The following is a 25,112-nucleotide window of genomic DNA, read 5'->3' as shown; positions in this document are numbered from 1 at the left end:
GCTGGCCGCTGAAATGCGCGCGGACGCCCGATTGGGAAACAAGGGATAAAGTGGAGGCTTCTGTTGCCAGGTGCCTCCGAACCCCGCCTAGCGGAGCTTAACCCGCTAGGACTTTAAGATGGTCTTTCAAACTGCGTTACGCAGCCTGAGCAACCGGAGCAAAGTTGTCGTTGGCAACTATTGCATTGGCCCGATGTCGGCGGAACCATACCGAGAAAAAACACGCCCTTTACGCCCTCGTCGATCCTATTTCGCCCCCGCCGAAAGCCACCGCGACGGATGGATTTTGGTGGAGGCGCCGGGTACCGCCCCCGGGTCCGAATGGTTTATTGCGACGGTCATTTATTTCCATAGCCGGCGAACCGGCACCCCCAATATAGCGGCAAAGTCTTAGAAAAACAGAGCCGATTCAGGCCCTTTCGGCTGTAAAAACCCGCCGATTTGGGGTTGGCCAGGGTCTTGGCGCTGTCCCGGCGCCGTTCTAGGTTTTGTCCATGCCCCCGGATTCTCCGCCGGTTGCCGCCCCGGCACCGGATGCCTCCGCACCATCGCCGCCCCACCAGCCCGGCCTGCTCGAGCTGTTCCTGGCCTTTGCCAAGATGTCGCTGGCCGGCTTTGGCGGGGTTCTGGTCTGGGCCCGGCGCGCGATCGTCGAGCAGCACCGCTGGATGACCGCGGAGGAGTTCAACGAGACCTTCGCGCTGTGCCATTTCCTGCCAGGTCCGAACATCGTCAACCTGTCGGTCGTATTCGGCTCGCGCTTTCGCGGCATAGCCGGCGGGCTCGCGGCCTTCGCCGGGCTGGTCGGGCCGCCGATGGTGATCGCGACCATCCTTGCCGCGCTCTATGCCCGCTACGGCGACATCGACGTGCTGCGCCGGACGCTCGCCGGCGTCGCCTGCGCCGCGGTCGGGCTGCTGTTCGCCGTCGTCTTCAAGATGATGATGCCGCTCCTGAAGCGGCGCGATGTCACGGGCCTCGTCATTCTGGCTGCTGTTTTCGTCGCGATCGGACTGATCCGCTGGCCGCTCCAGATCGTGCTGCTGGTGGCGATCCCGCTCAGCATTGCGACGACGGTCCTGACGCGCCGCATGGTGCGGGCATGAGCTCGGAGTCCAACCCGATCGCGGCGCTGGTCTGGACCTTCGGCCTGATGTCGCTGTTTGCGGTCGGCGGCGCCAATTCGGCGATTCCCGAAATGCACCGTGCCGCCGTCGACGTGCATCACTGGCTGACCGACAAGCAGTTCGCCGACGTATTCGCGATCTCGCAGCTCTCGCCGGGGCCGAACGTGCTGATCGTGACCTTGATAGGCTATTCTGTCGCAGGCGTCGCCGGGGCGTTGGCCGCGACGGTGGCGATGTGCGGACCGACCGCGCTGCTTGCCTATTATGTGAGCCGTTTCCTCGATCGCTCGCGCGAGGCGCGCTGGCCGGCGATGATCCAGGCGGCACTGGTTCCGCTGTCGATCGGTCTGATGGCGGCCTCCGGCCTGATCGTGGCGCAGACCTCAGACCAAAGTTGGATCGCGGTCCTGATCACCATTGTCGCGGCCGCGCTTGCTTTTGCGACGCGGATCAACCCTTTGTGGATGTTGCTGGCCGGAGGCCTCTTGGGTTTCGCTGGCGTTATCTGACGAAAATCGCTAGCAAGGCTTTCGGTCAACGCACCACAAACCAAGCCATTCAATCAAAACGGGCGGGACAGCCCTGACGGGGGAAGCGAAGTCATGAGCGATACGCCGAGCGAGGCGCCGGTCAAATCGATCTTGCCGAAATGGGTGCGCGGTCCGCAGGATTTTGTCGGCGGGCTCGCCATGATGGCGGTTGCGCTGTTTGCCTTGTGGGCCTCGAGCGATTTGCAGGGCATGCACGGATTTTCGTTCGGCGCCGGAACCGCGCCGCGCATGTTCGCCGTGCTGCTGCTGTTGCTCGGCGGTGGTGTCGCGCTGATGGGAGTTCTGCAGAATGGCCCGCATATCGCGGCCTATTCCTGGCGCGGCCCGTTGTTCGTATCCGCCGCAATCGTGTTCTTCGCATTGGCGATCCGGCCACTCGGGCTTGTGGTCTCCGCCTTTGCCGCCTTCATGATCGCGGCGATGGGCTCGCAGGAGACGAAGTTGGTCGAGGCCATCATTGTCGGCGCCTGTCTGACCCTCGGCTGCGCGCTGCTTTTCCCCTATGTGCTGGGACTTCCGATGCCGATGTTCCCGCGTTTCCTGATCCAGTGAGGGCGTGATGGAACTGTTTGCCAATCTCGCCCACGGTTTCGCGGTCGCATTCTCGCCGATCAACCTTCTGATGTGCCTGATCGGCGCACTGGTCGGCACGCTGGTCGGCGTGCTGCCGGGCATCGGCACCATCGCCACCGTCGCCATGCTGCTGCCGATCACCTTCGGCCTGCCGCCGGTCGGTGCGCTGATCATGCTCGCCGGCATCTATTACGGCGCGCAATATGGCGGCTCGACCACCTCGATCCTGGTCAATATTCCGGGCGAGGCGACCTCCGTCGTCACCGCGCTCGACGGCCACCAGATGGCCAAGCAGGGCCGCGCCGGTCCGGCTCTGGCGATCGCCGCGATCGGCTCGTTCTTCGCCGGCTGCGTCGCGACCGTACTGATCGCCGTGCTCGGCGCGCCGCTGACCAAGCTCGCGCTGGCGTTCGGTCCGGCTGAATATTTCTCGCTGATGGTGCTCGGCCTGATCTTCGCGGTGGTGCTCGCCAAGGGCTCGGTGCTGAAGGCGATCGCGATGATCGTGTTCGGCCTGTTGCTGTCGATGGTCGGCTCCGACATCGAGACCGGCGCCTCGCGCATGGCCTTCAACATCCCCGAACTCGCCGACGGTCTCGGCTTTGCCACCGTGGCGATGGGTGTGTTCGGCTTCGCGGAGATCATCCGCAACCTCGACCACGGCGCCGAGATGAACCGCAACCTGGTGCAGCAGAAGATCACCGGCCTGATGCCGACCAGGAAGGACATCGCGGATTCAACGCCGGCGATCCTGCGCGGCACCGTGCTTGGCTCGATCCTCGGCATCCTGCCGGGCGGCGGCGCCGTGATCGCCTCGTTCGCGGCCTATACGCTGGAGAAGAAGCTGGCGAAGGATCCGAAGCGGTTCGGCCGCGGCGCGATCGAGGGCGTGGCGGCGCCGGAAAGCGCCAACAACGCCGCGGCGCAGACCTCGTTCATCCCGCTGCTCACGCTCGGCATCCCGCCGAACGCGGTGATGGCGCTGATGGTCGGTGCGATGACCATTCATGGTATCGTGCCGGGCCCGCAGGTGATGCAGAAGCAGCCCGATCTGGTCTGGGGCATGATCGCCTCGATGTGGATCGGCAATCTGATGCTGATCATCATCAACCTGCCGCTGGTGGGCATCTGGGTCCGTCTGCTGCGCGTGCCGTACCGGCTGATGTTCCCTTCGATCGTGGTGTTCTGCGCGATCGGCATCTATTCGGTGAACAACGCGCCGGTCGACGTCGTGCTCGCCGGCGTGTTTGGCCTCGTCGGCTATTGGCTGATCAAGCACGATTTCGAGCCGGCGCCGCTGCTGCTCGGCATGGTGCTGGGCCCGCTGATGGAGGAGAACCTGCGTCGCGCGCTGTTGATCTCGCGCGGCGACTGGAGCGTGTTCGTCTCGCGGCCGCTGTCGGCGGTGCTGCTGGCGATCGCGGCGGGTCTCCTGGTGCTTGCCGTGCTGCCGACGTTGCGTGCCAAGCGCGACGAAGTGTTCGTGGAGTCCGAGGGCTGAGCGAGCCGCCGGCCCTGCGTCGGCGCGCCGCAGGCGGAAGTCGAATCGACACTCGATGTCGTCCCGTGAAATGAAAATGCCGGCCGATTTGGCCGGCATTTTTATTGGTCAAACGTTCCGGGAGGAATTGAGATGATGTCCATTCGCTCGCTTGCGGGCGCATGCCTTTCGGCATTTGTAGCGCTCGGCGCTTTCACCGTGCCGGCGTCCGCGCAAAACTATCCGACCCGCACCATCACCATGATCGTGCCGTTCGCAGCCGGCGGCCCGACCGATGTCATCTCGCGCATCGTGACCGCGCACATGGCGCAGACGCTGGGACAAAGCATCGTGATCGAGAACGTGGTCGGCGCCGGCGGCACCACCGCGACGACGCGCGCCGCACGCGCCGCCAATGACGGCTATACGTTGATTACAGGGCATATGGGCACGCACGCCGCCTCCGTGCCGCTCTATCCGAAGCTTGCCTATCACCCGGAAAAGGATTTCGAGCCCGTCGCGCTGCTCGCCGGCACGCCGATCCTGATCCTTGCCCGCAAGGACTTCCCGCCGAAGGATCTCAAGGAATTCGTCGCCTACGTGAAGGCCAATGCCGAGAAGGTCAACGCCGCGCATGCCGGCATCGGCTCGGTCTCGCACGCCTCCTGCGAGCTCCTGAACTCGATCCTCGGCGTCAAACCGGTCGGCGTGCCCTTCAACGGCACCGGCCCGGCCATGAATGCGCTGGTCGCCGGCCAGGTCGATTACATGTGCGACCAGATCGTCAACGCGGTGCCGCAGATCAACGCCGGCACCATCAAGGCCTATGCGGTCGCCACCCCCGAGCGCAACCCGTCGCTGCCCAATGTGCCGACCACGACGGAAGCCGGCTTGCCGGCGTTCCAGGCCCAGGCCTGGAATGCGATTTTCGCGCCGAAGGGAACTTCGCCCGCCATCATCGCCACGTTGAATGCCGCGGCCATCAAGGCGCTTGACGATGAGAACGTCCGCAAGCGCCTGCTCGACCTCGGCAGCGTGATCCCGGCGCCCGCCAACCGTACGCCGGAGGCGCTCGCGACGCTCGTCAAGAACGAGATCGCGAAGTGGACGCCGGTGCTCAAGCCGGCAACTTAATCCAGTACAATCAGGCAGATAGGGCAGGGGCGGGACACGAGTTCCGCCCCTTGTCGTTTGGCGCGGAGTGCTCACTTTTCAGGGTATAATCGGTACGTTCAGCCGAATCAGCGTGCCGACCGGCGGCCTTGGCCGCTACATTGGTCGTTCTCTCGAAAGCCCGAAACAGACGCCATGAACCAGTATCACGACCTGCTCGAACGCATCCTCGCCGACGGTGCCGAGAAGCACGACCGCACCGGCACCGGGACGCTGTCGATCTTCGGTCATCAGATGCGTTTCAACCTCGCGGCCGGCTTCCCGATGCTGACCACCAAGCGGCTGCCGCTGAAGGCGATCGTGCACGAGCTGCTCTGGTTCCTCGCCGGCGACACCAACATCAAATATCTCAACGACAACGGCGTCACGATCTGGGACGAATGGGCCGACGCCAACGGCGACCTCGGTCCGGTGTACGGCTCGCAATGGCGGTCGTGGCCCGCGCCGGATGGCCGTAGCATCGACCAGATCGCTGGCGTGGTCGAGATGATCAAGCGCAATCCGGATTCGCGACGGCTGATCGTCAGCGCCTGGAATCCGGCCGAGGTCGACAAGATGGCGCTGCCGCCGTGCCATTGCCTGTTCCAGTTCTATGTCGCGAACGGCAAATTGTCCTGTCAGCTCTATCAGCGCTCGGGCGACGTCTTCCTCGGCGTACCTTTCAATATCGCCTCCTATGCGCTGCTCACCATGATGGTCGCGCAGGTGACCGGGCTGAAGCCCGGCGATTTCGTGCACTCGCTCGGCGACGCGCACCTCTACTCCAACCATCTCGAGCAGGCGCGCCTGCAGTTGACGCGGCCGACGCGGCCGTTGCCGACGATGGCGATCAATCCGGACGTGAAGGATATCTTCGCGTTCCGCTACGAGGACTTCAAACTCGAAGGTTACGACCCGCATCCGCACATCAAGGCCGAGGTGGCGGTATGAGTTGCGGTCCGAGGGATTGAATGTCGCTGACGATCCGCCGCGCGCGGCCCGATGAGGCCGGACTGGTGTTCTCGCTGGTCCGCGAACTCGCCGAATACGAAAAGCTTCTGCATGAGGTTCACGCCAGCGAGGCCGATATCGCCGAGGCGCTGTTCGGCGCCAACCCACGGCTCTATTGCGACATCGCGGAATGGAACGGCGAGCCTGCCGGCTTCGCGGTCTGGTTCGTCAACTTCTCGACCTTCGCCGGCCGTCACGGCATCTATCTCGAAGACCTCTTCGTGCGTCCGGCGCTGCGCGGCAAGGGCATCGGCAAGGCGCTGCTCGTGCATCTGGCGAAGCAATGCCTCGCCAATGGCTGGTCGCGCCTGCAATGGGCGGTGCTCGACTGGAACGCGCCGTCGATTGCATTCTACAAGTCGCTCGGCGCCGAGATGATGGACGAATGGACGATTTGCCGCGTCTCCGGCGAGGCGCTGTCGACGCTCGCGGAAGGGACGCTCTGATGGAGATCGTGCTCGTCGTAGCGGTCGCCGAGAACGGCGTGATCGGGAGCGACAACGCCATTCCGTGGCGGCTGAAATCCGACCAGCAGCGTTTCAAGGCGATTACGTTGAACAAGCCCGTCGTGATGGGGCGCAAGACCTTTGAGTCCCTGCGCAGGCCGCTGCCGGGCCGCACCAACATCGTGGTAACGCGCGATCCCAACTACCGCGCGCGCGGCGCCATCGTCACGACGTCGTTTGACAACGCCCGCGCCATTGCGCTTGGCGACGCGCTGCGGCGTTTCGCCACTGAGATTGCAATCATCGGTGGCGCGGAAATCTACGCGCAATGGATGGGCACCGCCGATCGCCTTGAGATCACCGAGGTCCATGCCCGGCCGGACGGCGACACGCGGTTCGACAAAATCGATGCGCAGCTGTGGGACGAGGTGGCGCGCGTGCGAAATCCGGCAGGCCCGGACGACAGTGCCGACTTCTCCTATGTGACATATCGTCGGCGCGGCCCGGGTTAACCAATGTTTGCATTGACAATTATGCCCCGGCGCATAGCTCGTCCGGCCAGGAAGCTTGCGTTGTAAGGGCCCTAGCGGTCCCCTATAACCGGGCCGGACATTCGAGGCCGGGCGTCCCGTCCGGACTTGCCGAGGAGATGTTTGATGCCGTGGAAAAATCAAGGCGGGGGGCCCTGGGGCTCGGGTCCGAAAGGGCCATGGGGCACCGGTCCGCAGTCAGCCGGGCCAAGGCCGCCGGATCTTGAGGATCTGCTGCGGCGCGGCCAGGACCGCCTGCAGCAGTGGCTGCCCGGCGGACATTTCAGCGGCATGGGCGTCGCGCTGGTGCTGGTCGCCGCGCTGGCGATCTGGTTCGCGACCGGCATCTTCCGCGTGCAGTCCGAAGAGCTCGGCGTCGTGCTGCGCTTCGGCAAGTATGTCCGCGATGCGCAGCCGGGCCTGCGCTACCACCTGCCATATCCGATTGAGACAGTGCTGCTGCCGAAAGCGCTGCGCGTCAACACGATCTCGATCGGCATGACGCTGATCGACGATCCCGCTCGCCGCGGCCGCACCATGCGCGACGTGCCGGAAGAGAGCCTGATGCTGACCGGCGACGAGAACATCGTCGACGTCGACTTCACGGTGCTGTGGCGCATCAAGCCGGGTGGAGCCGGCGCCTATCTGTTCAACATCCAGAATCCCGAAGGCACCGTGAAGGCGGTTGCCGAAAGCGCGATGCGTGAGGTGATCGGCCGCTCGCAGATCCAGCCGATCCTGACCGGGGCGCGCAACGTCACCGAGCAGAGCGTCCAGGAGCTGATGCAGAGGACGCTCGATACCTACAACGCGGGCATCCAGATCACGCAGGTGCAGATGCAGAAGGTCGATCCGCCGGCGCAGGTGATCGACGCATTCCGCGACGTGCAGGCGGCGCGCGCCGACCTCGAGCGCAAGCAGAACGAGGCACAGACCTACGCCAACCGGATCGTACCGGAAGCGCGCGGTCGTTCCGCGCAGATCCTCCAAGCCGCCGAAGGCTACAAGGAGCAGGCGGTCGCCGACGCCAAGGGCCAGAGCGCACGCTTCCTGAAAGTCTATGAAGAGTACAAGAAGGCACCCGACGTGACGCGCGAGCGCATCTATCTGGAGACCATGGAAAAAGTGCTCGGCGGCTCCGAGAAGCTGGTTTACGACGGCGGCCCGGGCCAGAACATCGTGCCCTACCTTCCGCTCGGCGAACTGACGCCGCGGCGTCCGGCGGCACCGGCCACGACCGGCCAGCAGCAGGGAGCCACCCGATGAGGTCTCCCGTCACCGGCATTGTGTCCCTGATCATCCTCTTCATTGTGCTCGCCGTCGGCTACAGCTCGGTGTTCGCCGTGCAGCAGACCGAGCAGACCATCGTCCTGCGGTTCGGCGAGCCGGTCGACATCGTCACCGAGCCCGGCCTGCACTTCAAGGCGCCGTGGAATTCGGTGATCAACGTCGACAAGCGCATCCTCGATCTGGAAAACCCGTCGCAGGAGGTGATCGCCTCCGACCAGAAGCGGCTCGTGGTGGACGCCTTCGCGCGCTATCGCATCAAGAATGCATTGCGCTACTACACCAGCGTCGGCTCGATCCAGGCCGCCAATCTGCAGCTGACCACGCTGCTGAACGCAGCGCTGCGCCGCGTGCTCGGCGAGGTCAACTTCATCACCGTGGTGCGTGACGATCGCGAGAAGCTGATGCAGCGGATCCGCGAGCAGCTCGATAGGGAAGCGGACGGATACGGCATCGAGGTTGTCGACGTCCGCATCCGTCGTGCCGACCTGCCGGAGCAGAACAGCCAGGCCGTCTACAACCGGATGAAGACCGAACGTGAGCGCGAGGCGGCCGAGTTCCGTGCCCAGGGCGACCAGAAGGCGCAGGAAATCCGCTCGAAGGCCGACCGCGAAGCGACCGTGATCGTCGCCGAGGCGAACTCGGCCGCGGACCAGACCCGCGGTGCGGGTGACGCCGAGCGCAACCGCCTGTTCGCCGAAGCCTATGGCAAGGACAAGGACTTCTTCGCGTTCTATCGCTCGATGACGGCCTATGAGAACGGCCTGCGTTCCAGCGACACGCGTTTCCTGTTGCGGCCGGACTCGGAATTCTTCAGATACTTCGGCGGTGCAGGCGGCAAGTTGCCTGAGGCGGCCGCCGCGCCGAAGCAGTAACGTCACGACTTGAACATCAGGACTTGGCGGCGATGCGGATGACGCTTCGCCGCCGACCAAAAACAACAAGCATCGAGCGGGAGGCTGCCATCCGATGAAGTCCATAGCGTTCGGCGACTTCCTCATCGGGTTGGGAATCCTGTTCGTGCTCGAAGGCATTCTGTTCGCGGCAAGCCCCGCCTGGATGCGCCGGGCGATGAAGAGCGCGCTGGCGACACCCGACAACATCCTGCGCATCGTCGGTATCGGCTCGGCGGTCGCCGGGCTTGTCCTGATCTGGGTGGTGCGAAGATAGTCGCCGCTCCGGAGCATGCGAAGCATGACCGCCAATGCGCGATTGCGCATCGGGGAACCTCGAGATTCCCAAAGGTGCGCAATTGTGCCCCCGGGGGTTCAGCCTTGTCGGGCTGCCCCGGAATGACAGGCAAGACTGAACATATCGTGAGCCTCTCGCAGCCGGTTTTTCGCCGAAATGCCCGGGTGAGATGCTTGCGCCGTATGCCTGTTCGGGCGCACTCTGTAACTAGCTCATTTGAACCCGTTTGCCTGGAGAAACTCCGACATGACCGCTGCCAGACCAGCCCTGAGCCGTCGCTTCCGCATGATGGGAGCCGCGATCTCGATCGGTGCTGCGAGCATGCTGAGCTCCGTGCCGGCGTTCGCACGCGGTCCTGAAGGCATCGCCGACATCGCCGAGAAGGTAATCGACGCCGTCGTCAACATCTCGACGTCGCAGACCGTCGAGGCCAAGGACCGGACGATGCCGCAGCTGCCGCCGGGCTCGCCGTTCGAGGAGTTCTTCGACGACTTCTTCAAGAACCGCCGCGGGCCGCCTGGCAAGGGCGGCGACAAGAGCGGTGAGTTCCAGCCGCGCAAGACCAACTCGCTCGGCTCGGGCTTCATCGTCGACACCGCGGGCATCGTCGTCACCAACAACCACGTCATCGCCGACGCCGACGAGATCAACGTCATCCTCAACGACGGCACCAAGATCAAGGCCGAGCTGGTCGGCGTCGACAAGAAGACCGACCTCGCGGTCCTGAAATTCAGGCCGCCGAAGCCGCTCACCGCGGTCAAGTTCGGCGACAGCGACAAGATCCGGCTCGGCGACTGGGTGGTCGCGATCGGCAACCCGTTCAGCCTCGGCGGCACGGTGACCGCGGGCATCGTCTCGGCCAAGAACCGTGACATCAGCCAGGGCCCGTATGACAGCTACATCCAGACCGACGCCGCCATCAACCGCGGCAATTCCGGCGGTCCGCTGTTCAACCTCGATGGTGAGGTGATCGGCGTCAACACGCTGATCATCTCGCCGACCGGCGGTTCGATCGGCCTCGGCTTCGCCGTGCCGTCGAAGACCGTGGCCGGCGTCGTCGACCAGCTGCAGAAATTCGGCGAGCTGCGCCGCGGCTGGCTCGGCGTGCGCATCCAGCAGGTTACCGACGAGATCGCCGACAGCCTCAACATCAAGCCGGCGCGCGGCGCGCTGGTTGCCGGCGTCGACGACAAGGGGCCGGCCAAGCCGGCCGGCATCGAGCCCGGTGACGTCGTCGTCAAGTTCGATGGCAAGGACGTCAAGGACCCCAAGGATCTGTCGCGCATCGTTGCCGATACGGCGGTCGGCAAGGAAGTCGACGTCGTCGTCATCCGCAAGGGCAATGAGGAGACCCGCAAGGTCACGCTCGGCCGGCTCGAGGACAACGAGAAGGTTCAACAGGTCAACGCCAAGTCGAAGGACGACACCGCCGAGAAGCCGGTGACCCAGAAGGCGCTCGGTCTCGACCTCGCGGCGCTGAGCAAGGACCTGCGCACCAAGTACAAGATCAAGGACAGCGTGAAGGGCGTCGTCGTCACCGGCGTCGACGGCAATTCCGATGCCGCCGAGAAGCGGCTGTCGGCGGGCGATGTCATCGTCGAGGTGGCGCAGGAGGCGGTGTCGAGCGCCGCTGACATCAAGAAGCGCGTCGATCAACTCAAGAAGGACGGCAAGAAGTCGGTGCTGTTGCTGGTCTCGAACGGCGACGGCGAACTGCGCTTCGTCGCGCTCGGCGTGCAGTAACATTCACATACGTCATTCCGGGGCGGTCCGCAGGACCGAACCCGGAATGACGGTTTGCTACCCCGCCACGAACTCATCCCGCCGGTAGCCCTGCGCGTACAGCAGCGCGGTGAGATCGCCGTGGTCGATCCGGACCGCGGCCGCGGCCGCGACCGCCGGCTTGGCGTGATAGGCTACGCCGAGGCCCGCAGCCTGGATCATGCCGAGATCGTTGGCGCCGTCGCCCACCACAAGGGTGTCGATCTCGTCGAGATCGAAGGACTCGGTGAGCTCGATCAAGGTGGCGAGCTTGGTGGCGCGGCCGAGGATCGGCTCGACCACCTCACCGGTCAGCTTGCCGTCCACGACCTGCAACTGGTTGGCGCGGTTTTCCTGAAAGCCGACCTTCGCCGCGACCACCTTGGTGAACAAGGTGAAGCCGCCCGAGATCAGGCAGGTATAGGCACCGTGCGCGCGCATGGTCATGACCAGTTCGCGGCCGCCCGGCGTCAGCGTGATGCGCTTGTCGAGCACCTCGTCGACCACGCTGACCGGCAGTCCCTTGAGCAGCGCCACCCTCTCGCGCAGCGCGGACTCGAACTCGATCTCGCCGCGCATGGCACGCTCGGTGATCGCAGCGACATGGGCCTTGAGCCCGGCGAAGTCAGCGAGCTCGTCGATGCACTCCTGGCCGATCATGGTGGAATCCATGTCGGCCAGAAAAAGCTTCTTGCGCCGGGCGATCCGAGGCTGCACGACGATGTCGATCGGCAGGTCGCCGCGGGCCTGGCGAACGCGTTCCTCGATCGCCTTGATACCGTCCCTGCTGCTGTCCTCGCTCTCGAACGGAATGTCGGCGGCGACTTCGTTGAACAGCCACTGCGCCGGGCCGGGTGAGGGCAGCACGGCCCGCGCACCGTCGACGATGGTGGAGTCGAGCGCGGGGCTTGCAGGATTGCAGATCAGCGTGGCAACGAGGGACATGCAGGCGCATTCGGGATTGTTGAACAAGGCAGTGCTTATCGCAGGGCCGACCGCCAGCGGCAAGTCGGCGCTGGCGCTCGAACTCGCGCAGCGGACCGGCGGGGTCGTGATCAACACCGACTCCATGCAGGTCTATCGTGACCTCCGGATCATCACCGCGCGGCCGACTGCAGGCGAAGAGGCGCTGGTTCCGCACCGGCTCTATGGCCATGTCGACGCCGGCGTGAATTTCTCCGCTGGCGCCTGGGTGGCCGATGCGGCGAAGGTGCTCGGCGAGGCGCGTGAGCAGGGACGGCTGCCGATCTTCATCGGCGGCTCGGGCCTCTATTTCAAGGCGCTGACGCGCGGCTTGTCGGCGGTGCCGCCGATCCCGGCTGATGTGCGCGACGGCGTGCGCGCACGGCTCGAGCAGCACGGCGTCGAGGCGCTGCATGCCGAGCTTGCAGCGCGCGATCCGGTGTCGGCCGAGCGGCTGAAGCCGCGCGACCGCACCCGCATCGCGCGCGCGCTCGAGGTGGTCGAGGCCACCGGCCGCCCGCTGCCGGACTGGCATCGCGAGGGCCTGCCGCCACTGCTGCCGCCGGGCGATTTTCATGCGCTGTTTCTCGCGCCGGAGCGCGAGAGGCTCTATGCACGGATCGACGCCCGGTTCGGTGTCATGCTCGATGCCGGCGCGCTCGACGAGGTCGCGGCGCTGGCGGCGCGTGGGCTCGATCCGTTGCTGCCGGCGATGAAGGCCCATGGGGTGCCGGCGCTGATCCGGCACCTGAGGGGAGAGATCAGCCGCGAGGAGGCCGCCGAGATCGGCCGGGCCGACACCCGCCATTATGCGAAGCGCCAGTTCACCTGGTTTCGCCATCAGCTCCCGGAATTCGAATGGGTCGAGCCGGATACGGCGGGCAAATGGCTGCGAGAGCAAGTCCCGTAGCCCGGATGGAGCGCAGCGCAATCCGGGGACCGGCCCCTCCGCGCGGAGGCTATCCCAGATTGCGCTGCGCTCCCATACGGGCTACCGGGCCGGCGGTCCCGCACGCCCGTCAGCCATGCGCGTTCGCCCGCGCAAAAACACTCGCCGAACGAGCGGAACCCCGGTAGAGTACGGAAATCGCGAAAGTGCTTGCCTTGCCTTGACATTCAGGCTTTGGCCGCTATGTTCGCGCAACCTTTGGGAAGACTGGGTCGTCTCGTGCGCAACATTATTACCAAACTGCTTATCGCCGTCGTACCCAGGCACACCGCCGGGGATGGCTAGCGGCCATCCAAATTCGGGCGGTGTGCATGGGGCCTCTGGGGCCCCTTTTTATTGCCCGAAGCCGAACTGACGAGAACTGACAAAAGCCGCGCAAAAACAAGCGCATCCGGAGCGAACCATGACCGACAAGAGCCACGATCCCAATCAGATGACCGGCGCCGCGATGATCGTGCGCGCGCTCATCGATCACGGCGTGCAGCATGTCTTCGGCTATCCCGGCGGTGCGGTGCTTCCGATCTACGACGAGATCTTCCAGCAGAGCGAGGTCGAGCACATCCTGGTCCGTCACGAGCAGGGCGCCGGCCATGCCGCCGAAGGCTATGCCCGCTCGACCGGCAAGCCCGGCGTGGTGCTGGTGACGTCGGGCCCCGGCGCCACCAACATGGTGACGCCGCTGACCGACGCGCTGATGGATTCGATCCCGCTGGTCTGCATCACCGGCCAGGTGCCGACCCACCTGATCGGCAACGACGCCTTCCAGGAGTGCGACACGGTCGGCATCACGCGGCCCGCCACCAAGCACAATTGGCTGGTCCGCGACGTCAACGACCTCGCCAGGGTGCTGCACGAGGCCTTCTATGTCGCCACTACCGGCCGGCCCGGCCCGGTCGTGGTCGACGTGCCGAAGGACGTGCAGTTCGCGACCGGCACCTATCATCCGCCGCGCAAGTCGGACGTGCACATCTCCTACACGCCGCGCGTCAAGGGCGACGCGACCCAGATCCGCAAGGCGGTGGCGCTGCTCGCCAATGCCAAACGTCCCGTGATCTATTCCGGCGGCGGCGTGATCAATTCGGGCCCCGAGGCCTCGAAACTGCTGCGCCAGCTGGTGGAGGCGACCGGCTTCCCGATCACCTCGACCCTGATGGGGCTGGGCGCCTATCCCGCTTCGGGCCCGAACTGGCTCGGCATGCTGGGCATGCACGGCACCTACGAAGCCAACATGACGATGCATGATTGCGACGTCATGCTGTGCGTCGGCGCGCGCTTCGACGACCGCATCACCGGCCGTACCGACGCCTTCTCGCCGGGTTCGAAGAAGATCCACATCGACATCGATCCGTCCTCGATCAACAAGAACATCCGCGTCGACGTGCCGATCATCGGCGACGCCGGCAACGTGCTCGGCGATTTGCTGCAGGTGTTCAAGGCAGAAGCCAAGAAGCCGGACATCAAGTCGTGGTGGCAGCAGATCGCGCAATGGCGCGCGCGCAACTCGCTGTCCTACCGCAAGAACAACGATATCATCCTGCCGCAATACGCGATCCAGCGCCTGTTCGAGCTGACCCGCGGCAAGGACACCTACATCACGACCGAGGTCGGTCAGCACCAGATGTGGGCCGCGCAGTTCTTCGGCTTCGAGGAGCCGCACCGCTGGATGACCTCGGGCGGTCTCGGCACCATGGGCTACGGCCTGCCGGCCGCGGTCGGCGTGCAGGTGGCGCATCCGGACAGCCTGGTGATCGACATCGCCGGCGACGCCTCGGTGCAGATGACGATCCAGGAGATGTCGACGGCGGTCCAGTTCGAGCTGCCGATCAAGATATTCATCCTGAACAACCAGTACATGGGCATGGTGCGGCAATGGCAGCAGCTGCTGCACGGCAACCGCCTGTCGCATTCCTACTCCGAGGCTCTGCCGGACTTCGTCAAGCTCGCCGACGCCTATGGCTGCGTCGGGCTGCAGGCGACCAAGCCGTCCGATCTCGACGGCGCGATCAAGGAGATGATCTCGATCAAGCGCCCGGTGCTGTTCGATTGCCGCGTCGCCGCGCTGGAGAATTGCTTCCCGATGATCCCGTCCGGCAAGGCGCATAACGAGATGCTGCTGCCGGAAGAGGCGACCGATGAGGCCACCGCGAAGGCCTTCTCCGGTGGCAAGGCGCTGGTGTGATGATGGATCGACGTGGAGCACTCTCTTTTCACCTCGCCCCGCTTGCGGGGAGAGGTCAGATTGCGCGCAAGCGCAATCCGGGTGAGGGGGAGTCTCCGCGAGTCCGTCTCTCACCATTACTCTGGAAACAGCCCCTCACCCCAACCCTCTCCCCGCAAAGAGCGGGGCGAGGGAACTTATCGCGCGCTCGGATGGAGGGCGGCTCCCATGTTTGACCTCAACGAGCTCGAGCGTGCACACCGGATCGTCGGCACCGCAGTGCCGGCGACGCCGGCGCACGCCTGGCCGCTGCTGGCCGAGCGGCTCGGCACCGAGGTCGTGGTCAAGCATGAGAACCACACGCCGACCGGCGCCTTCAAGGTGCGCGGCGGCCTGGTCTATCTCGAACGGCTGAAGCGCGAGCGGCCCGACGTTCCCGGCATCATCTCGGCGACGCGCGGCAATCATGGCCAGAGCCTGGCGTTCGCGGCAGGACGTCAGGGCGTGTCGGCGACGATCTACGTGCCGCGCGGCAACTCGGTCGAGAAGAACCGCGCCATGCACGCGTTCGGGGCCGAGCTTGTCGAGCACGGCGACGACTTCCAGGCCGCGCGGGAAGAGGCCGAGCGCCGCGCCCAATTCGCCGGCCTGCACATGGTGCCGTCGTTCCACCCGGACCTCGTGCTGGGTGTCGCGACCTACGCGCTCGAACTGTTCCGTACCGCGCCCGATCTCGACATTCTCTATGTGCCGATCGGGCAGGGCTCCGGCATCTGCGGCTGCATCATGGCGCGCGACCTGCTTGGGCTGAAGACCGAGATCGTCGGCGTGCAGTCGACCGAGGCGCCGTCCTATGCGCTGTCGTTTGCGGCCGGAAAGATCGTCACCACCGAGTCCAGCAACACCCTTGCCGACGGCATGGCGACGCGGATTCCGGACGCGGATGCGTTCGCGCTGATCCGCAAGGGTGCCTCCCGCATCGTGCAGGTCAGCGACGACGAGGTCGGGCAGGCGATCCGCGCCTACTGGACCGACACCCACAATCTCGCCGAGGGCGCGGGCGCTGCGGCGCTCGCGGCCGCGCTGCAGGAAAAGAGCAGGCTCGCCGGCAAGCGGGTCGGCCTGATCCTGAGCGGCGGCAATATCGATTTCGATCTGTTCCGGACCTGGATCGGAACGGATGCTGCGCCGGCCGCCGAGCGGGCGGTGGCGTGAACAGAATGTAAGGGGACGACCATGAACCAGCCCGCATCCGCCTATTTCCTCGAAGAGCGTCACGATCCCAACGAGACGCATACTTTGTCCGTGCTCGTGCAGAACGAGCCCGGCGTGCTCGCGCGCGTGATCGGCCTGTTCTCCGGCCGCGGCTACAACATCGAGAGTCTCACCGTCTCGGAGACGGAGAGCCAGAAACATCTCTCGCGGATCACGATCGTCACCACCGGCACGCCGATGGTGATCCAGCAGATCAAGCATCAGCTCGACCGCATGATCCCGGTCTACCGCGTCGTCGACATGACGCTGACCGGCAGCTCGATCGAGCGCGAGCTTGCGATGGTCAAGGTGCGGGGCGGTGGCGATCACCGCGTCGAGGCGCTGCGGCTGGCGGACGCGTTCCGCGCCCGGGTGATCGACGCCACGACCGAGAGCTTCGTGTTCGAGATCACGGGCAATTCGTCCAAGATCAGTCAGTTCATCGACCTGATGCGTCCGCTGGGCCTGGTCGAAGTGTCACGAACCGGGGTGGCCGCGATCACGCGCGGACCGGAAGGGATGTGAGTCATGTTGGCGCGCGACTGGTACTATACGCAACGGCGGCAGGTCGGTCTCGATACCGCGGTGGCCTCGATCTATGACGTCAGCGAGGACAGCGATGTCCGTGCCCGCCAGGCGCTGACCATGCTCGGCGTCAAGCCGGGCTGGCGGATCGCCGATATCGGCTGCGGCAACGGCGTGCTGGCCACCGAGGCGGCGTTGATGGGCGCCGAGGTCGACGCCATCGACATCTCGCCGGCGATGATCGGGCTTGCCGAAATCTATGCGCGCGACCGCAAGGCGAAGATCCGGACCCAGCCGGCCGGCCTGCTGTCGTTCGCCTACCAACCGAATTCCTACGACCTCATCGTCAGCGAGTTCACGCTGCACCATCTGCCGGACTTCTGGAAGGCGGTGGCGCTGTCGCGAATCTTCAACGCGTTGAAGCCCGGCGCGAACTTCTACCTGCGCGACATGGTGTTCGTCGGCATGCCCGACGGTGTCGATCGCGATGTCGAAGGATGGGCCGACTTCTCGATCAAGAATCACGGCTTCGAGCGCGAAAGCGTGATCACCCATATGCGCGACGAATACTCGACCTTCGGCTGGGTGATGGAGCGCATGCTGACCGAGACCGGTTTCACGCTGGTCTCCGTTGATTACCACGCGCCGCTGCACGGCACCTATCTGCTGCGTAAACCGAAGCCCGACGAACAGATCTAGATCCCGACCGAAACGGAAGCACAAGAAGAACAACAATGAAGCCGGCCGATGTTGGCATCGCCGTCATGGTCGCGGTGATCTGGGGGCTTGCGTTCGTCGCAAGCCGGATCGCGCTCGATGAGTTCTCGCCGGAGCTGATGACGACGCTGCGCTTCGCCATCGCCGCGCTGCCGTGCCTGTTCCTGCGCAAGCCCGGCGTTTCCTGGCCGCTTCTGATCGCGATCAGCTCAACGCTGTTCCTCGGCCAGTTCCTCGCACAGGCCTTTGCGATCGCGCATGGCGTTCCCGTCGGGCTTTCCAGCGTGATCGTGCAGAGCCAGGCGCTTTTCACCATCGCCTTCGCCGCCCTGGCCTTCGGGGAAATCCCGACACGGAGCCAGGCAATCGGCATCGCGATCGCCGCGCTCGGCCTGCTGATGATCTGCGGGACGGTCGGCTACGACTTCAGCGTCGCCGCGTTTGCGATCATCATGATCTGCCCGATCAGCTTCGCGATCGGCAATCTTCTCCTGCGGCAGGCGAACGGCGCGCCGATGTTCGATCTGTTCGCCTGGCTGTGCCTGTCAGCCGCGGTGCCGCTCGCGGTGCTGACCTTGATCACGAACGGCCCGCAGCCGACCTGGCATGCGCTGACCCACATGTCGCTGACCGGGCTCGTCTGCATGCTCTGCCTCGGCGGCATCTCGACCAGCATCGCCTACTGGCTGTGGGGCCGGCTGCTGCGGGATTATCCGGCGGCGCAGGTGGTGCCGTTCGCGCTGCTGGTGCCGTTCGTCGGCTCCGCCGCGTCGAGCATCGTGTTCGGCGAGACATTCGGGCCGCTGCGGCTGGCCGGCATGGTCACCGTGATCGCCGGCATCGCCGTGATGCTGCTGTCGAAGCGGCCAAAAGCTCTGCCGAAAGTCGCGTGAGGGCACCATGTCGAATTCGCTGCTGTTCGCCTTTGTCGTGTTCGCTGTCGTGATGTTCTTCACGCCGGGCCCCAACAACATCATGCTGCTGTCGTCGGGGCTGACCTACGGCTTCCGCCGTACAGTGCCCCACATCGCCGGCATCACGGTCGGCTTCGCCTTCATGGTCGGCGCGGTCGGCGTCGGGCTGGGGACCGTCTTCATCGCCTATCCGGTGCTGCAGACGATCCTGAAATATGGCGGCGTCGCCTACCTGATCTATCTCGCCGCCGTCATCGCCATGGCCGAGCCGCCCTCGGCGGACAAGGACGACAGGGGCGGCCGCGGCCCGATGACGTTCTGGGGCGCCGCCATGTTCCAGTGGATCAATGCCAAGGGCTGGGTGATGGTGATCGGCACCATCACGGCCTATGCGGCAATTGCCGCCTTTCCCTGGAACATCGCGATCCAGGTCGGCCTGAGCCTGATCCTGGGCACGGTGTCCTGCGTCGTCTGGGCGCTGTTCGGGACCGCCCTGCGGCCGATCCTGACCTCGCCCCGGGCGATCCGCGCCTTCAATGTGGTGATGGCCATCCTGCTGCTGGCCTCGCTCTACCCGGTCTTCATGGACGCATGATGCCGCACCGCGCCATGCGAGATGAGGGTTTCCCCTGAGGGGGAAAATGCTCTAGACAACGCCGGAAATTCGCGGGCGCCCGGCGGTTCTGACCTTCCGAATGCCTGATTCATCGGCCGATTTTGGCCCCCTTCAAACGAGGAAACCACGATGCGAGTTTACTACGATCGCGATGCCGACCTGAACCTGATCAAGGGCAAGAAGGTCGCCATCGTCGGCTACGGCAGCCAGGGCCACGCCCACGCGCTGAACCTGAAGGATTCAGGCGTCAAGGAAGTGGCGATTGCGCTGCGCAAGGGTTCGGCCTCGGCCAAGAAGGCCGAGAACGCCGGCTTCAAGGTGATGGAAGTCGCCGAAGCCGCCAAGTGGGCCGACCTCGTCATGATGCTGACCCCGGACGAGCTGCAGGGCGACATCTATCGCGAGCACCTGCACGACAACATGAAGAAGGGCGCGGCGCTCGTGTTCGCCCACGGCCTCAACGTGCACTTCAACCTGCTCGATCCGCGCGCCGACCTCGACGTGCTGATGATCGCGCCGAAGGGCCCCGGCCACACCGTGCGCTCGGAATACCAGCGCGGCGGCGGCGTGCCCTGCCTGATCGCGATCGCCAAGGATTCGTCGGGCAACGCCCATGACCTCGGGCTCAGCTATGCCTCGGCGATCGGCGGCGGCCGCGCCGGCATCATCGAGACCACCTTCAAGGAAGAGTGCGAGACCGACCTGTTCGGCGAGCAGGTGGTGCTCTGCGGCGGCCTGGTCGAGTTGATCAAGGGCGGCTACGAAACCCTGGTCGAGGCCGGCTACGCACCCGAGATGGCCTATTTCGAGTGCCTGCATGAAGTGAAGCTGATCGTCGACCTGATCTATGAAGGCGGCATCGCCAACATGAACTACTCGATCTCCAACACCGCCGAATACGGCGAGTACGTCACCGGTCCGCGCATCGTCACGGCCGAGACCAAGGCCGAAATGAAGCGCGTGCTGGCCGACATCCAGGGCGGCAAGTTCGCCCGCGACTGGATGCTGGAGAACAAGGTCAACCAGACCTCGTTCAAGGCGACCCGTGCCAAGCTCGCCGCACACCCGATCGAGGAAGTCGGTGCCAAGCTGCGCGACATGATGCCCTGGATCAAGAAGGGCGCGCTCGTCGACAAGAGCAAGAACTGACAGGCGAGGCCTGTCATTCCGGGGCGGTCCGCAGGACCGAGCCCGGAATCTCGAGATTCCGGGTCCGCCTCTTCGAGGCGCCCCGGAATGACGCTGTGATGAAAAAGGGTGGGCGCGTTGCCCACCCTTTGTCTTTGTCGCAGAGGCGCAGCGGCCGCTAGCCGGCCGCCATCGGCTGCTTCTCGATCCTGTTGTGCAGCTGCCAGAACCGCACCGTGCGCTGCGCGGTTTCCAGCGAGAGCCGGCGGTAATCGCGCTGCGCGATCTCGAGCGTCGCATTGTCGAGCGGCAGCGGCAGCGGCCGCTTGCGCAGGATGCTTTCGACCGTCGGCCAGTTGAGCCGTGCCGAGCGGCACGGGATCAGGATCAGGTCGGAGCGGAGGCCGAGCATCAGCCGTTCGATCATCGCGATCGGCATGTCGTTGAGCACGGCGAGCGCGACCGTGACCTCGTCGAGCTTGCCCTCTTCGGCGAATTTGTAGACGGCCGCATCGTCGAGTTCGTTCAGCTGCTTCATCAGCTTGACCAGCTCTTCGGCGATGCCGTAGTTGCGGCGCGGCGCCGCGGCCTCTTCCTGGGCGATGTCGTTCAGCACCTGGCTGATCTCCTCGCGCGCCCGGGGCGAGGCGATCGAGAGCAGGCGGGCGCGCACCGTATCCTTGGCGCGCTGCAGCAGGTCGCGCAGCAGCTTGGCCGGAATGTCGATGCGCAGCCCGAGGATCTCGACCAGCTCGTCGTCGCCTTCGGCGCGGGCGACGATGCTGGAATAGCCGTTGTCGGAGAACTGCGCGCCGGCGTTCTTGGCGAGACGCCGGATCACCTTGTCCTCGCCGCGGTCGATGATCACGTCGGTGACGGAAGGCGGCAGGTTTTCCCGCGCGGAGATCGCGAACAGGTGGTCCTGGCCCTTGCTGCTCGCGATCTCGCGCAGGGCGTCGTTCGAAAGGCGGCTGGAGTGGGTCAGCACGTCGCCGGCGACGCTGATGTCGTCGTCCCAGGCGAGGTGCTGGATCACCTCGAACGGCGCATAGTCGAGCGGGGCGAGCCGCTTGCTGAGCTCGGCCCGCGCACGGGTCTCGACGCGCGCGACCAAGAGGCAGAGCACGTCGTCGAACACCTTGACCTGTTCATCGTTGAGGCGGTCGCCGTCGTTCAGGAACAGATCGGTGACCTGCCGCAGCGTCTGCACACGCTTGGCCGATGTCCCGTCCCGGACCGCATCCTCGAGTTCGGCAATAATCGATTGTGACGCCTGTTGCGCCATCGATGGGCAACCTTGTTTTTGTTGAATGACACCTGTCTGCACACCATGCGGGGCGCGGTCTTACACCTGCGTTAAGGTGGAACCCGGTGCAAATACGGTGTGCGTCGCATCCTTAACAGGCTGCGACCGGACTCGATTCAATGCGCGCTTTCGGCTCGGCGGAAGCTGATGCCGGTGCATTTTAAGAGATCGTTTAGGACGATACGCGCCGCGCGACGGAAAAGATGTCGATCGAGGCGGCACGTCCGCGCAATTGCGTCGAGCCGAGCGGCTCGACGACCAAATCCCGGTCCGGCGGCAGCAGGCGCAGCAAGTCGCCCGATACCAGCAGCGGACGGCCGGCCTCCTTGCAATGCGCCTGCAGCCGCGCCGTGACGTTCACGGTGTCGCCGAAATAGGCGATCTGCCGCCGCGAGTCCCCGCATTCCGCGATGACGACCGGACCGGCATGCATCCCGGCTCGAAACGCGGGCACCACGCCGAACTCCTTGCGATATTGATCGGCCCGCTTGGCGAGGCGATCCTCGATCGCGAACACGCAATCGAGATACCGCCGCGATCGCTGTCGGCATTGGCCGGCCAGGTCACGATCACTTCGTCGCCGACATAGGCGTGGACTTCGCCGCCGTGCGACACGATCGGCTCGTCGATGTCGAAGAAGAAGCGCGTCAGCAATTCCTGCACGCGCAGCTCGCCCATCGATTCCGCTAGCGTCGTCGAGCCGACCAGGTCGAGGAACAGCAGCACGCGCTCCTCGCGCACCGGCTGCCGATAGCGTCCGAGCACGATGCTGAGCAGCGTGTGCCCGCCGATCATCCGGACCAGCTCGTAGATCGTCGTGATCGGGATCGACAGCAGCAGGCCGACGCCAATGATCTTCAGGAAGGTTTCGCGCATCCACTTGGCTTCGAGCCCATGCCCGTAAAGCACGATTTCCAGCACGATCGCGGCGGCCGCAACGGTGACGGCGAGGATCACAGAGCGGCCGATCAGCTCGACGATGAGTGATTGCCGTCGCAGCCAGCCACCACGTGCGGCCAGATAGAGATGCGTCGCCCAGACGATCACCGTGAGGGCTGCGCCGTCGAGGGCGCTGCGCACATAATTCGAGACGGAGGCCTCGTCGGACTCATCGAACGCATAGCGAAACAGCCCACCGACGAGCAGGCCGAACACCGCCAAGACGATCACAGGCGTCACGGCGCGCCGCATGGTCCCTCCATGCATATGAAATATCCTGCGCGGACCGGGAAGGCCAGCTGCGGCGCGACCGGCGGTGGACGGGATGCATCGCGGCGGCACTCATGTATGCTGCGACGACAGGATCGATCGAACAGGGAAAGTGGCATGACATCGGCTGTGACCACAGGCGCGTGCAGGCTCATGGCCGTTCTGACGGCCGTCTTCATCGCCTTCACCCCGCCGGTTGCCCGCGCCGGCGATCAGAGCGTTGGCGAGCCATCCTGAGACGGCGGCACCTACCAGATGGTCGAATGCCTCAAGGCCAAGACCGCGCAGTGGGACAAGCGGATGAACGTCGCCTACCAGAAGGCGTTGAAGGATGCCGCCGACGACAAGCAGCGCGAACAGCTGCGCACCGCGCAGCGGCTATGGATCCAGTATCGTGACGCCAACTGCCTGTATTACGACCTCGGCGAGGGCACTATCGCCCGGCTCGATGCCGGTGAATGCATGCGCAGCATGACCGAAGCCCGCGCTAAGGAACTGGAGAATCTTGGCCATCAGTGAGCCATCTTCCGGAGTCAGGACCGAGGTCATGACTGATGGAAAGAGCCAGGACGAATTGACCCGGCTTGCGGATGAGGCGTTGCGCGCCCAGCCCGGCTGTGAGACCGCGCGCGTGCCGGCGATCGCCGGGCTGCCCGATGCGCAGATCGGACGCAACTGGGAGATTCCGAACGTCGTGCTCGGCGACAGCCTGATCAGCGACGTCGACCGCGCGGTGCTATCGGTTCATCGCCAGCTCGGCCGCAAGTTTCACCTGGTGTAAGGTGGCCCGATCTTAGCTCGCCTGCGCCTGACGTGGCGCGGGCCGGCCGGCCATGCTGATCATCCTGAGCGCGAACACCGCAGCGAGCGGCACGAGGAATAGCGCGTAGAGCGGCATCTCGGGAATCCGCTTGCCGAACGAGACCATGAACTGCAGCAGCAGATAATAGCCGCCGATCAGATGCAGCCTGCGCCAGGCGCGCGGGCCGAGCAGTGCAGCCGTGCGATCGAACGAAGTCGCGGTCAGCGCGATGATGGCGAGATAGCCGATACCGCCGAAGACGTAGGAGACGATCGAGGTCGCGGCCGCAAAGCCGGGCGGATCGAGCATCGCGAAGGCGGCGATCGCGACCGCATGGATGGCGTGCGAGGCCGCGAAGGTGAAGCCCAAATAACGGCGGTTGCGGCGCTGCCAGTGCGTCCAGGCGTTCGGCCACAGCCGCGCCAGCGCCGCCGCCGAGAAGGCGAGGCAGAAGAACAAGAGCGAGGTCCGCGCCGTGAAGCGGATCACCATCCGCACGCCCTCGACCTCGAACTGCCGCATGGCGGCGATCCAGATCGAAAGCCCGATCAGGGTGAGCGTGAGCAGGCCAAACAGCCGCCAGCCCTCGAACCAGTTGCGATGCGTCGCCATATCCCGCCTCCCGTTTATGTAATCACCAGTTACATTTCGTGTCCGCGCGCGGTCAATCCGTGTAATCATCGCTTACATTCACAAGCGGGTGATGCTAGAGGATCGCCATGCGCCGCTCCGCCAAAAGCCCGCCCACCGGCCGCCGGCCCGCCAAGCCGCGTCCGGTCGCGACGCGGGCGCAGGCGGCCAGGCCGTATCACCACGGCGATCTCCGCCGGGTCCTGATCGATGCCGCCATGCAACTGGTCGGCGAGGGCGGCCCGGAGGCGGTCAGCGTCCGCGAGGCCGCGCGCCGCGCCGGGGTCTCGCCGGGCGCGCCGTTCCGGCATTTCCCGAGCCGGGACGCGCTGATGAATGCGGTGGCGGAGGAGGCGCAACGCCGCTTTCGCGCCGAGATCGAGGCGGCGTTGGCCGAGGCGCCGCCAGGCGATCCGCTCGGCCGCTTCCACCATCTCGGGATCGCCTATCTGCGCTGGGCGATGAAGAACCCGACCCATTTCGAGATCATCTCCAGCCGCCGCTTCTTCGACCACGACCGCTCGGCCGCCGTCTCCGGCGACAATGCCGAGTTGATCGGCATGACCGAGCGCACGCTGGCGGAGGCATTTTCAGCTGGCCAACTCGGGACGCGCGACCTCAGGCAGGTCCAGATCGCCGGCCGCGCGCTGGTCTATGGCTTCGCGCGGATGCACATCGACGGTCATTTGCCGCGCTGGGGTGTCGGCGATGCGGAGGTCGAGCAGATGGCTGCCGACATCGTCGATCTCTTCATCGCGGGTATCGCGAGCCACGCCGCGCCGGCCGCCAAAGTTTAAGGCACGCGCACTGCCTGCCGCGGCTAGGCTTGGGC

The 25,112-nt window shown here is 65.2% G+C and carries 28 protein-coding genes and 1 other RNA gene; 23 read left to right on the top strand and 6 right to left on the bottom strand.

Translation table 11 applies throughout. The features are described 5' to 3' along the window. Positions 1–49 precede the first annotated feature (49 nt). Positions 50–405: a transfer-messenger RNA gene (gene ssrA / locus ACVMB1_RS21855) on the bottom strand. 89 nt (positions 406–494) lie between these two features. Here ssrA and ACVMB1_RS21850 point away from each other — a divergent pair. The 12 genes from ACVMB1_RS21850 to ACVMB1_RS21795 all read left to right on the top strand — a co-directional run bounded on the left by ACVMB1_RS21850 (position 495) and on the right by ACVMB1_RS21795 (position 11,091). Then, entirely contained in the window at positions 495–1,106 is a 612-nt protein-coding gene (locus ACVMB1_RS21850) for a chromate transporter (RefSeq protein WP_076824252.1), read from the top strand. Beyond that, positions 1,103–1,636: a chromate transporter gene (locus ACVMB1_RS21845; RefSeq protein ID WP_076824254.1), complete on the top strand. Its 534-nt coding sequence runs from the start codon at positions 1,103–1,105 to the stop codon at positions 1,634–1,636. Before ACVMB1_RS21850 ends, ACVMB1_RS21845 begins: the two co-directional genes overlap by 4 nt. Before the next feature lie 93 nt (positions 1,637–1,729). Next, on the top strand, positions 1,730–2,230 hold the full coding sequence (locus tag ACVMB1_RS21840) for a tripartite tricarboxylate transporter TctB family protein (RefSeq protein ID WP_057015038.1): 501 nt from the start codon (positions 1,730–1,732) through the stop codon (positions 2,228–2,230). Between the two features lie 7 nt (positions 2,231–2,237). Further along, a complete protein-coding gene (locus ACVMB1_RS21835; RefSeq protein WP_018272999.1) occupies positions 2,238–3,752 on the top strand; it encodes a tripartite tricarboxylate transporter permease in 1,515 nt (504 codons plus the stop codon). Between the two features lie 132 nt (positions 3,753–3,884). Then, positions 3,885–4,865 carry a tripartite tricarboxylate transporter substrate binding protein BugD gene (locus tag ACVMB1_RS21830; RefSeq protein ID WP_076824255.1) on the top strand — a complete coding sequence of 327 codons (981 nt, stop codon included), beginning with the start codon at positions 3,885–3,887 and terminating at the stop codon, positions 4,863–4,865. Positions 4,866–5,039: 174 nt separating this feature from the next. After that, positions 5,040–5,834 (top strand): thymidylate synthase, encoded by a 795-nt coding sequence (locus ACVMB1_RS21825; protein WP_028332488.1) that lies wholly within the window; start codon positions 5,040–5,042, stop codon positions 5,832–5,834. 20 nt (positions 5,835–5,854) lie between these two features. Further along, positions 5,855–6,340, top strand: a complete 486-nt coding sequence (locus tag ACVMB1_RS21820; RefSeq protein WP_076824256.1) for a GNAT family N-acetyltransferase — start codon at positions 5,855–5,857, stop codon at positions 6,338–6,340. Beyond that, a complete protein-coding gene (locus tag ACVMB1_RS21815; RefSeq protein ID WP_076824257.1) occupies positions 6,340–6,852 on the top strand; it encodes a dihydrofolate reductase in 513 nt (170 codons plus the stop codon). The genes ACVMB1_RS21820 and ACVMB1_RS21815 overlap by 1 nt, the downstream gene beginning before the upstream one ends. A gap of 144 nt (positions 6,853–6,996) precedes the next feature. After that, positions 6,997–8,136, top strand: coding sequence for an FtsH protease activity modulator HflK (gene hflK / locus ACVMB1_RS21810; RefSeq protein WP_028342342.1), 1,140 nt, complete (start codon positions 6,997–6,999; stop codon positions 8,134–8,136). Further along, a complete protein-coding gene (gene hflC, locus ACVMB1_RS21805) occupies positions 8,133–9,032 on the top strand; it encodes a protease modulator HflC (RefSeq protein ID WP_076824258.1) in 900 nt (299 codons plus the stop codon). Before hflK ends, hflC begins: the two co-directional genes overlap by 4 nt. A gap of 94 nt (positions 9,033–9,126) precedes the next feature. Continuing rightward, positions 9,127–9,327 (top strand): DUF2065 domain-containing protein, encoded by a 201-nt coding sequence (locus tag ACVMB1_RS21800; RefSeq protein WP_028332483.1) that lies wholly within the window; start codon positions 9,127–9,129, stop codon positions 9,325–9,327. Positions 9,328–9,594: 267 nt separating this feature from the next. Beyond that, the gene (locus ACVMB1_RS21795) at positions 9,595–11,091 is read left to right on the top strand and encodes a Do family serine endopeptidase (RefSeq protein WP_076824260.1); all 1,497 of its coding nucleotides are present in this window, start codon (positions 9,595–9,597) and stop codon (positions 11,089–11,091) included. A 57-nt stretch (positions 11,092–11,148) separates the two neighbouring features. On the opposite strand, the gene serB is transcribed toward ACVMB1_RS21795, so the two are convergent. Next, complete coding sequence (serB, locus tag ACVMB1_RS21790; RefSeq protein ID WP_076824262.1) at positions 11,149–12,054, bottom strand: phosphoserine phosphatase SerB; 906 nt, start codon at positions 12,052–12,054, stop codon at positions 11,149–11,151. Between serB and miaA the strand changes: the two genes are divergently transcribed. The 8 genes from miaA (at position 12,053) to ilvC (ending at position 20,354) form a co-directional block, all read left to right on the top strand. Next, the gene (gene miaA / locus ACVMB1_RS21785) at positions 12,053–12,982 is read left to right on the top strand and encodes a tRNA (adenosine(37)-N6)-dimethylallyltransferase MiaA (RefSeq protein WP_076824264.1); all 930 of its coding nucleotides are present in this window, start codon (positions 12,053–12,055) and stop codon (positions 12,980–12,982) included. The genes serB and miaA overlap by 2 nt on opposite strands. Before the next feature lie 442 nt (positions 12,983–13,424). Then, complete coding sequence (locus ACVMB1_RS21780; protein ID WP_016841059.1) at positions 13,425–15,200, top strand: acetolactate synthase 3 large subunit; 1,776 nt, start codon at positions 13,425–13,427, stop codon at positions 15,198–15,200. 207 nt (positions 15,201–15,407) lie between these two features. Then, complete coding sequence (locus tag ACVMB1_RS21775) at positions 15,408–16,394, top strand: threonine dehydratase (protein ID WP_076824266.1); 987 nt, start codon at positions 15,408–15,410, stop codon at positions 16,392–16,394. Positions 16,395–16,415: 21 nt separating this feature from the next. Continuing rightward, entirely contained in the window at positions 16,416–16,958 is a 543-nt protein-coding gene (ilvN, locus tag ACVMB1_RS21770; protein ID WP_016841057.1) for an acetolactate synthase small subunit, read from the top strand. A gap of 3 nt (positions 16,959–16,961) precedes the next feature. Continuing rightward, a complete protein-coding gene (locus tag ACVMB1_RS21765; RefSeq protein ID WP_028332477.1) occupies positions 16,962–17,657 on the top strand; it encodes a class I SAM-dependent methyltransferase in 696 nt (231 codons plus the stop codon). Between the two features lie 35 nt (positions 17,658–17,692). Further along, positions 17,693–18,568, top strand: a complete 876-nt coding sequence (locus tag ACVMB1_RS21760; RefSeq protein WP_057015046.1) for an EamA family transporter — start codon at positions 17,693–17,695, stop codon at positions 18,566–18,568. Positions 18,569–18,575: 7 nt separating this feature from the next. Further along, positions 18,576–19,184: a LysE family translocator gene (locus tag ACVMB1_RS21755; RefSeq protein ID WP_057015047.1), complete on the top strand. Its 609-nt coding sequence runs from the start codon at positions 18,576–18,578 to the stop codon at positions 19,182–19,184. A 150-nt stretch (positions 19,185–19,334) separates the two neighbouring features. Next, the gene (gene ilvC, locus ACVMB1_RS21750) at positions 19,335–20,354 is read left to right on the top strand and encodes a ketol-acid reductoisomerase (protein ID WP_018272993.1); all 1,020 of its coding nucleotides are present in this window, start codon (positions 19,335–19,337) and stop codon (positions 20,352–20,354) included. Between the two features lie 157 nt (positions 20,355–20,511). On the opposite strand, the gene ACVMB1_RS21745 is transcribed toward ilvC, so the two are convergent. From ACVMB1_RS21745 to ACVMB1_RS21735, 3 genes are all read right to left on the bottom strand, one after another. Further along, on the bottom strand, positions 20,512–21,618 hold the full coding sequence (locus tag ACVMB1_RS21745; RefSeq protein WP_076824268.1) for a DUF2336 domain-containing protein: 1,107 nt from the start codon (positions 21,616–21,618) through the stop codon (positions 20,512–20,514). A 193-nt stretch (positions 21,619–21,811) separates the two neighbouring features. After that, positions 21,812–22,072 (bottom strand): adenylate/guanylate cyclase domain-containing protein, encoded by a 261-nt coding sequence (locus ACVMB1_RS21740; protein ID WP_456849253.1) that lies wholly within the window; start codon positions 22,070–22,072, stop codon positions 21,812–21,814. Then, positions 21,997–22,830 carry a hypothetical protein gene (locus ACVMB1_RS21735; protein ID WP_456849251.1) on the bottom strand — a complete coding sequence of 278 codons (834 nt, stop codon included), beginning with the start codon at positions 22,828–22,830 and terminating at the stop codon, positions 21,997–21,999. Before ACVMB1_RS21735 ends, ACVMB1_RS21740 begins: the two co-directional genes overlap by 76 nt. A 273-nt stretch (positions 22,831–23,103) precedes the next feature. Here ACVMB1_RS21735 and ACVMB1_RS21730 point away from each other — a divergent pair, with 273 nt between their 5' ends. Further along, a complete protein-coding gene (locus tag ACVMB1_RS21730) occupies positions 23,104–23,367 on the top strand; it encodes a lysozyme inhibitor LprI family protein (RefSeq protein ID WP_076824272.1) in 264 nt (87 codons plus the stop codon). A gap of 28 nt (positions 23,368–23,395) precedes the next feature. Next, positions 23,396–23,629, top strand: coding sequence for a hypothetical protein (locus ACVMB1_RS21725; protein WP_076824274.1), 234 nt, complete (start codon positions 23,396–23,398; stop codon positions 23,627–23,629). Between the two features lie 12 nt (positions 23,630–23,641). On the opposite strand, the gene ACVMB1_RS21720 is transcribed toward ACVMB1_RS21725, so the two are convergent. Then, entirely contained in the window at positions 23,642–24,262 is a 621-nt protein-coding gene (locus tag ACVMB1_RS21720; protein WP_076824276.1) for a hypothetical protein, read from the bottom strand. 107 nt (positions 24,263–24,369) lie between these two features. Between ACVMB1_RS21720 and ACVMB1_RS21715 the strand changes: the two genes are divergently transcribed. After that, complete coding sequence (locus ACVMB1_RS21715; protein ID WP_076824278.1) at positions 24,370–25,077, top strand: TetR/AcrR family transcriptional regulator; 708 nt, start codon at positions 24,370–24,372, stop codon at positions 25,075–25,077. The last annotated feature ends 35 nt before the right edge of the window (positions 25,078–25,112 follow it).

This window comes from Bradyrhizobium sp. USDA 4504, assembly GCF_054063995.1.
Note: the sequence above shows the minus strand (reverse complement) of the source record. Positions and strands in the feature narration are given on the sequence as shown.

Bases quoted from the DNA above. Each gene is read 5' to 3' on its own strand.
- ACVMB1_RS21850 (WP_076824252.1), top strand. From the start codon at position 495: ATGCCCCCGGATTCTCCGCCGGTTGCCGCCCCGGCACCGGATGCCTCC.
- ACVMB1_RS21845 (WP_076824254.1), top strand. From the start codon at position 1,103: ATGAGCTCGGAGTCCAACCCGATCGCGGCGCTGGTCTGGACCTTCGGC.
- ACVMB1_RS21840 (WP_057015038.1), top strand. From the start codon at position 1,730: ATGAGCGATACGCCGAGCGAGGCGCCGGTCAAATCGATCTTGCCGAAA.
- ACVMB1_RS21835 (WP_018272999.1), top strand. From the start codon at position 2,238: ATGGAACTGTTTGCCAATCTCGCCCACGGTTTCGCGGTCGCATTCTCG.
- ACVMB1_RS21830 (WP_076824255.1), top strand. From the start codon at position 3,885: ATGATGTCCATTCGCTCGCTTGCGGGCGCATGCCTTTCGGCATTTGTA.
- ACVMB1_RS21825 (WP_028332488.1), top strand. From the start codon at position 5,040: ATGAACCAGTATCACGACCTGCTCGAACGCATCCTCGCCGACGGTGCC.
- ACVMB1_RS21820 (WP_076824256.1), top strand. From the start codon at position 5,855: ATGTCGCTGACGATCCGCCGCGCGCGGCCCGATGAGGCCGGACTGGTG.
- ACVMB1_RS21815 (WP_076824257.1), top strand. From the start codon at position 6,340: ATGGAGATCGTGCTCGTCGTAGCGGTCGCCGAGAACGGCGTGATCGGG.
- hflK (WP_028342342.1), top strand. From the start codon at position 6,997: ATGCCGTGGAAAAATCAAGGCGGGGGGCCCTGGGGCTCGGGTCCGAAA.
- hflC (WP_076824258.1), top strand. From the start codon at position 8,133: ATGAGGTCTCCCGTCACCGGCATTGTGTCCCTGATCATCCTCTTCATT.
- ACVMB1_RS21800 (WP_028332483.1), top strand. From the start codon at position 9,127: ATGAAGTCCATAGCGTTCGGCGACTTCCTCATCGGGTTGGGAATCCTG.
- ACVMB1_RS21795 (WP_076824260.1), top strand. From the start codon at position 9,595: ATGACCGCTGCCAGACCAGCCCTGAGCCGTCGCTTCCGCATGATGGGA.
- miaA (WP_076824264.1), top strand. From the start codon at position 12,053: ATGCAGGCGCATTCGGGATTGTTGAACAAGGCAGTGCTTATCGCAGGG.
- serB (WP_076824262.1), bottom strand. From the start codon at position 12,054: ATGTCCCTCGTTGCCACGCTGATCTGCAATCCTGCAAGCCCCGCGCTC.
- ACVMB1_RS21780 (WP_016841059.1), top strand. From the start codon at position 13,425: ATGACCGACAAGAGCCACGATCCCAATCAGATGACCGGCGCCGCGATG.
- ACVMB1_RS21775 (WP_076824266.1), top strand. From the start codon at position 15,408: ATGTTTGACCTCAACGAGCTCGAGCGTGCACACCGGATCGTCGGCACC.
- ilvN (WP_016841057.1), top strand. From the start codon at position 16,416: ATGAACCAGCCCGCATCCGCCTATTTCCTCGAAGAGCGTCACGATCCC.
- ACVMB1_RS21765 (WP_028332477.1), top strand. From the start codon at position 16,962: ATGTTGGCGCGCGACTGGTACTATACGCAACGGCGGCAGGTCGGTCTC.
- ACVMB1_RS21760 (WP_057015046.1), top strand. From the start codon at position 17,693: ATGAAGCCGGCCGATGTTGGCATCGCCGTCATGGTCGCGGTGATCTGG.
- ACVMB1_RS21755 (WP_057015047.1), top strand. From the start codon at position 18,576: ATGTCGAATTCGCTGCTGTTCGCCTTTGTCGTGTTCGCTGTCGTGATG.
- ilvC (WP_018272993.1), top strand. From the start codon at position 19,335: ATGCGAGTTTACTACGATCGCGATGCCGACCTGAACCTGATCAAGGGC.
- ACVMB1_RS21745 (WP_076824268.1), bottom strand. From the start codon at position 21,618: ATGGCGCAACAGGCGTCACAATCGATTATTGCCGAACTCGAGGATGCG.
- ACVMB1_RS21740 (WP_456849253.1), bottom strand. From the start codon at position 22,072: ATGCATGCCGGTCCGGTCGTCATCGCGGAATGCGGGGACTCGCGGCGG.
- ACVMB1_RS21735 (WP_456849251.1), bottom strand. From the start codon at position 22,830: ATGCGGCGCGCCGTGACGCCTGTGATCGTCTTGGCGGTGTTCGGCCTG.
- ACVMB1_RS21730 (WP_076824272.1), top strand. From the start codon at position 23,104: ATGGTCGAATGCCTCAAGGCCAAGACCGCGCAGTGGGACAAGCGGATG.
- ACVMB1_RS21725 (WP_076824274.1), top strand. From the start codon at position 23,396: ATGACTGATGGAAAGAGCCAGGACGAATTGACCCGGCTTGCGGATGAG.
- ACVMB1_RS21720 (WP_076824276.1), bottom strand. From the start codon at position 24,262: ATGGCGACGCATCGCAACTGGTTCGAGGGCTGGCGGCTGTTTGGCCTG.
- ACVMB1_RS21715 (WP_076824278.1), top strand. From the start codon at position 24,370: ATGCGCCGCTCCGCCAAAAGCCCGCCCACCGGCCGCCGGCCCGCCAAG.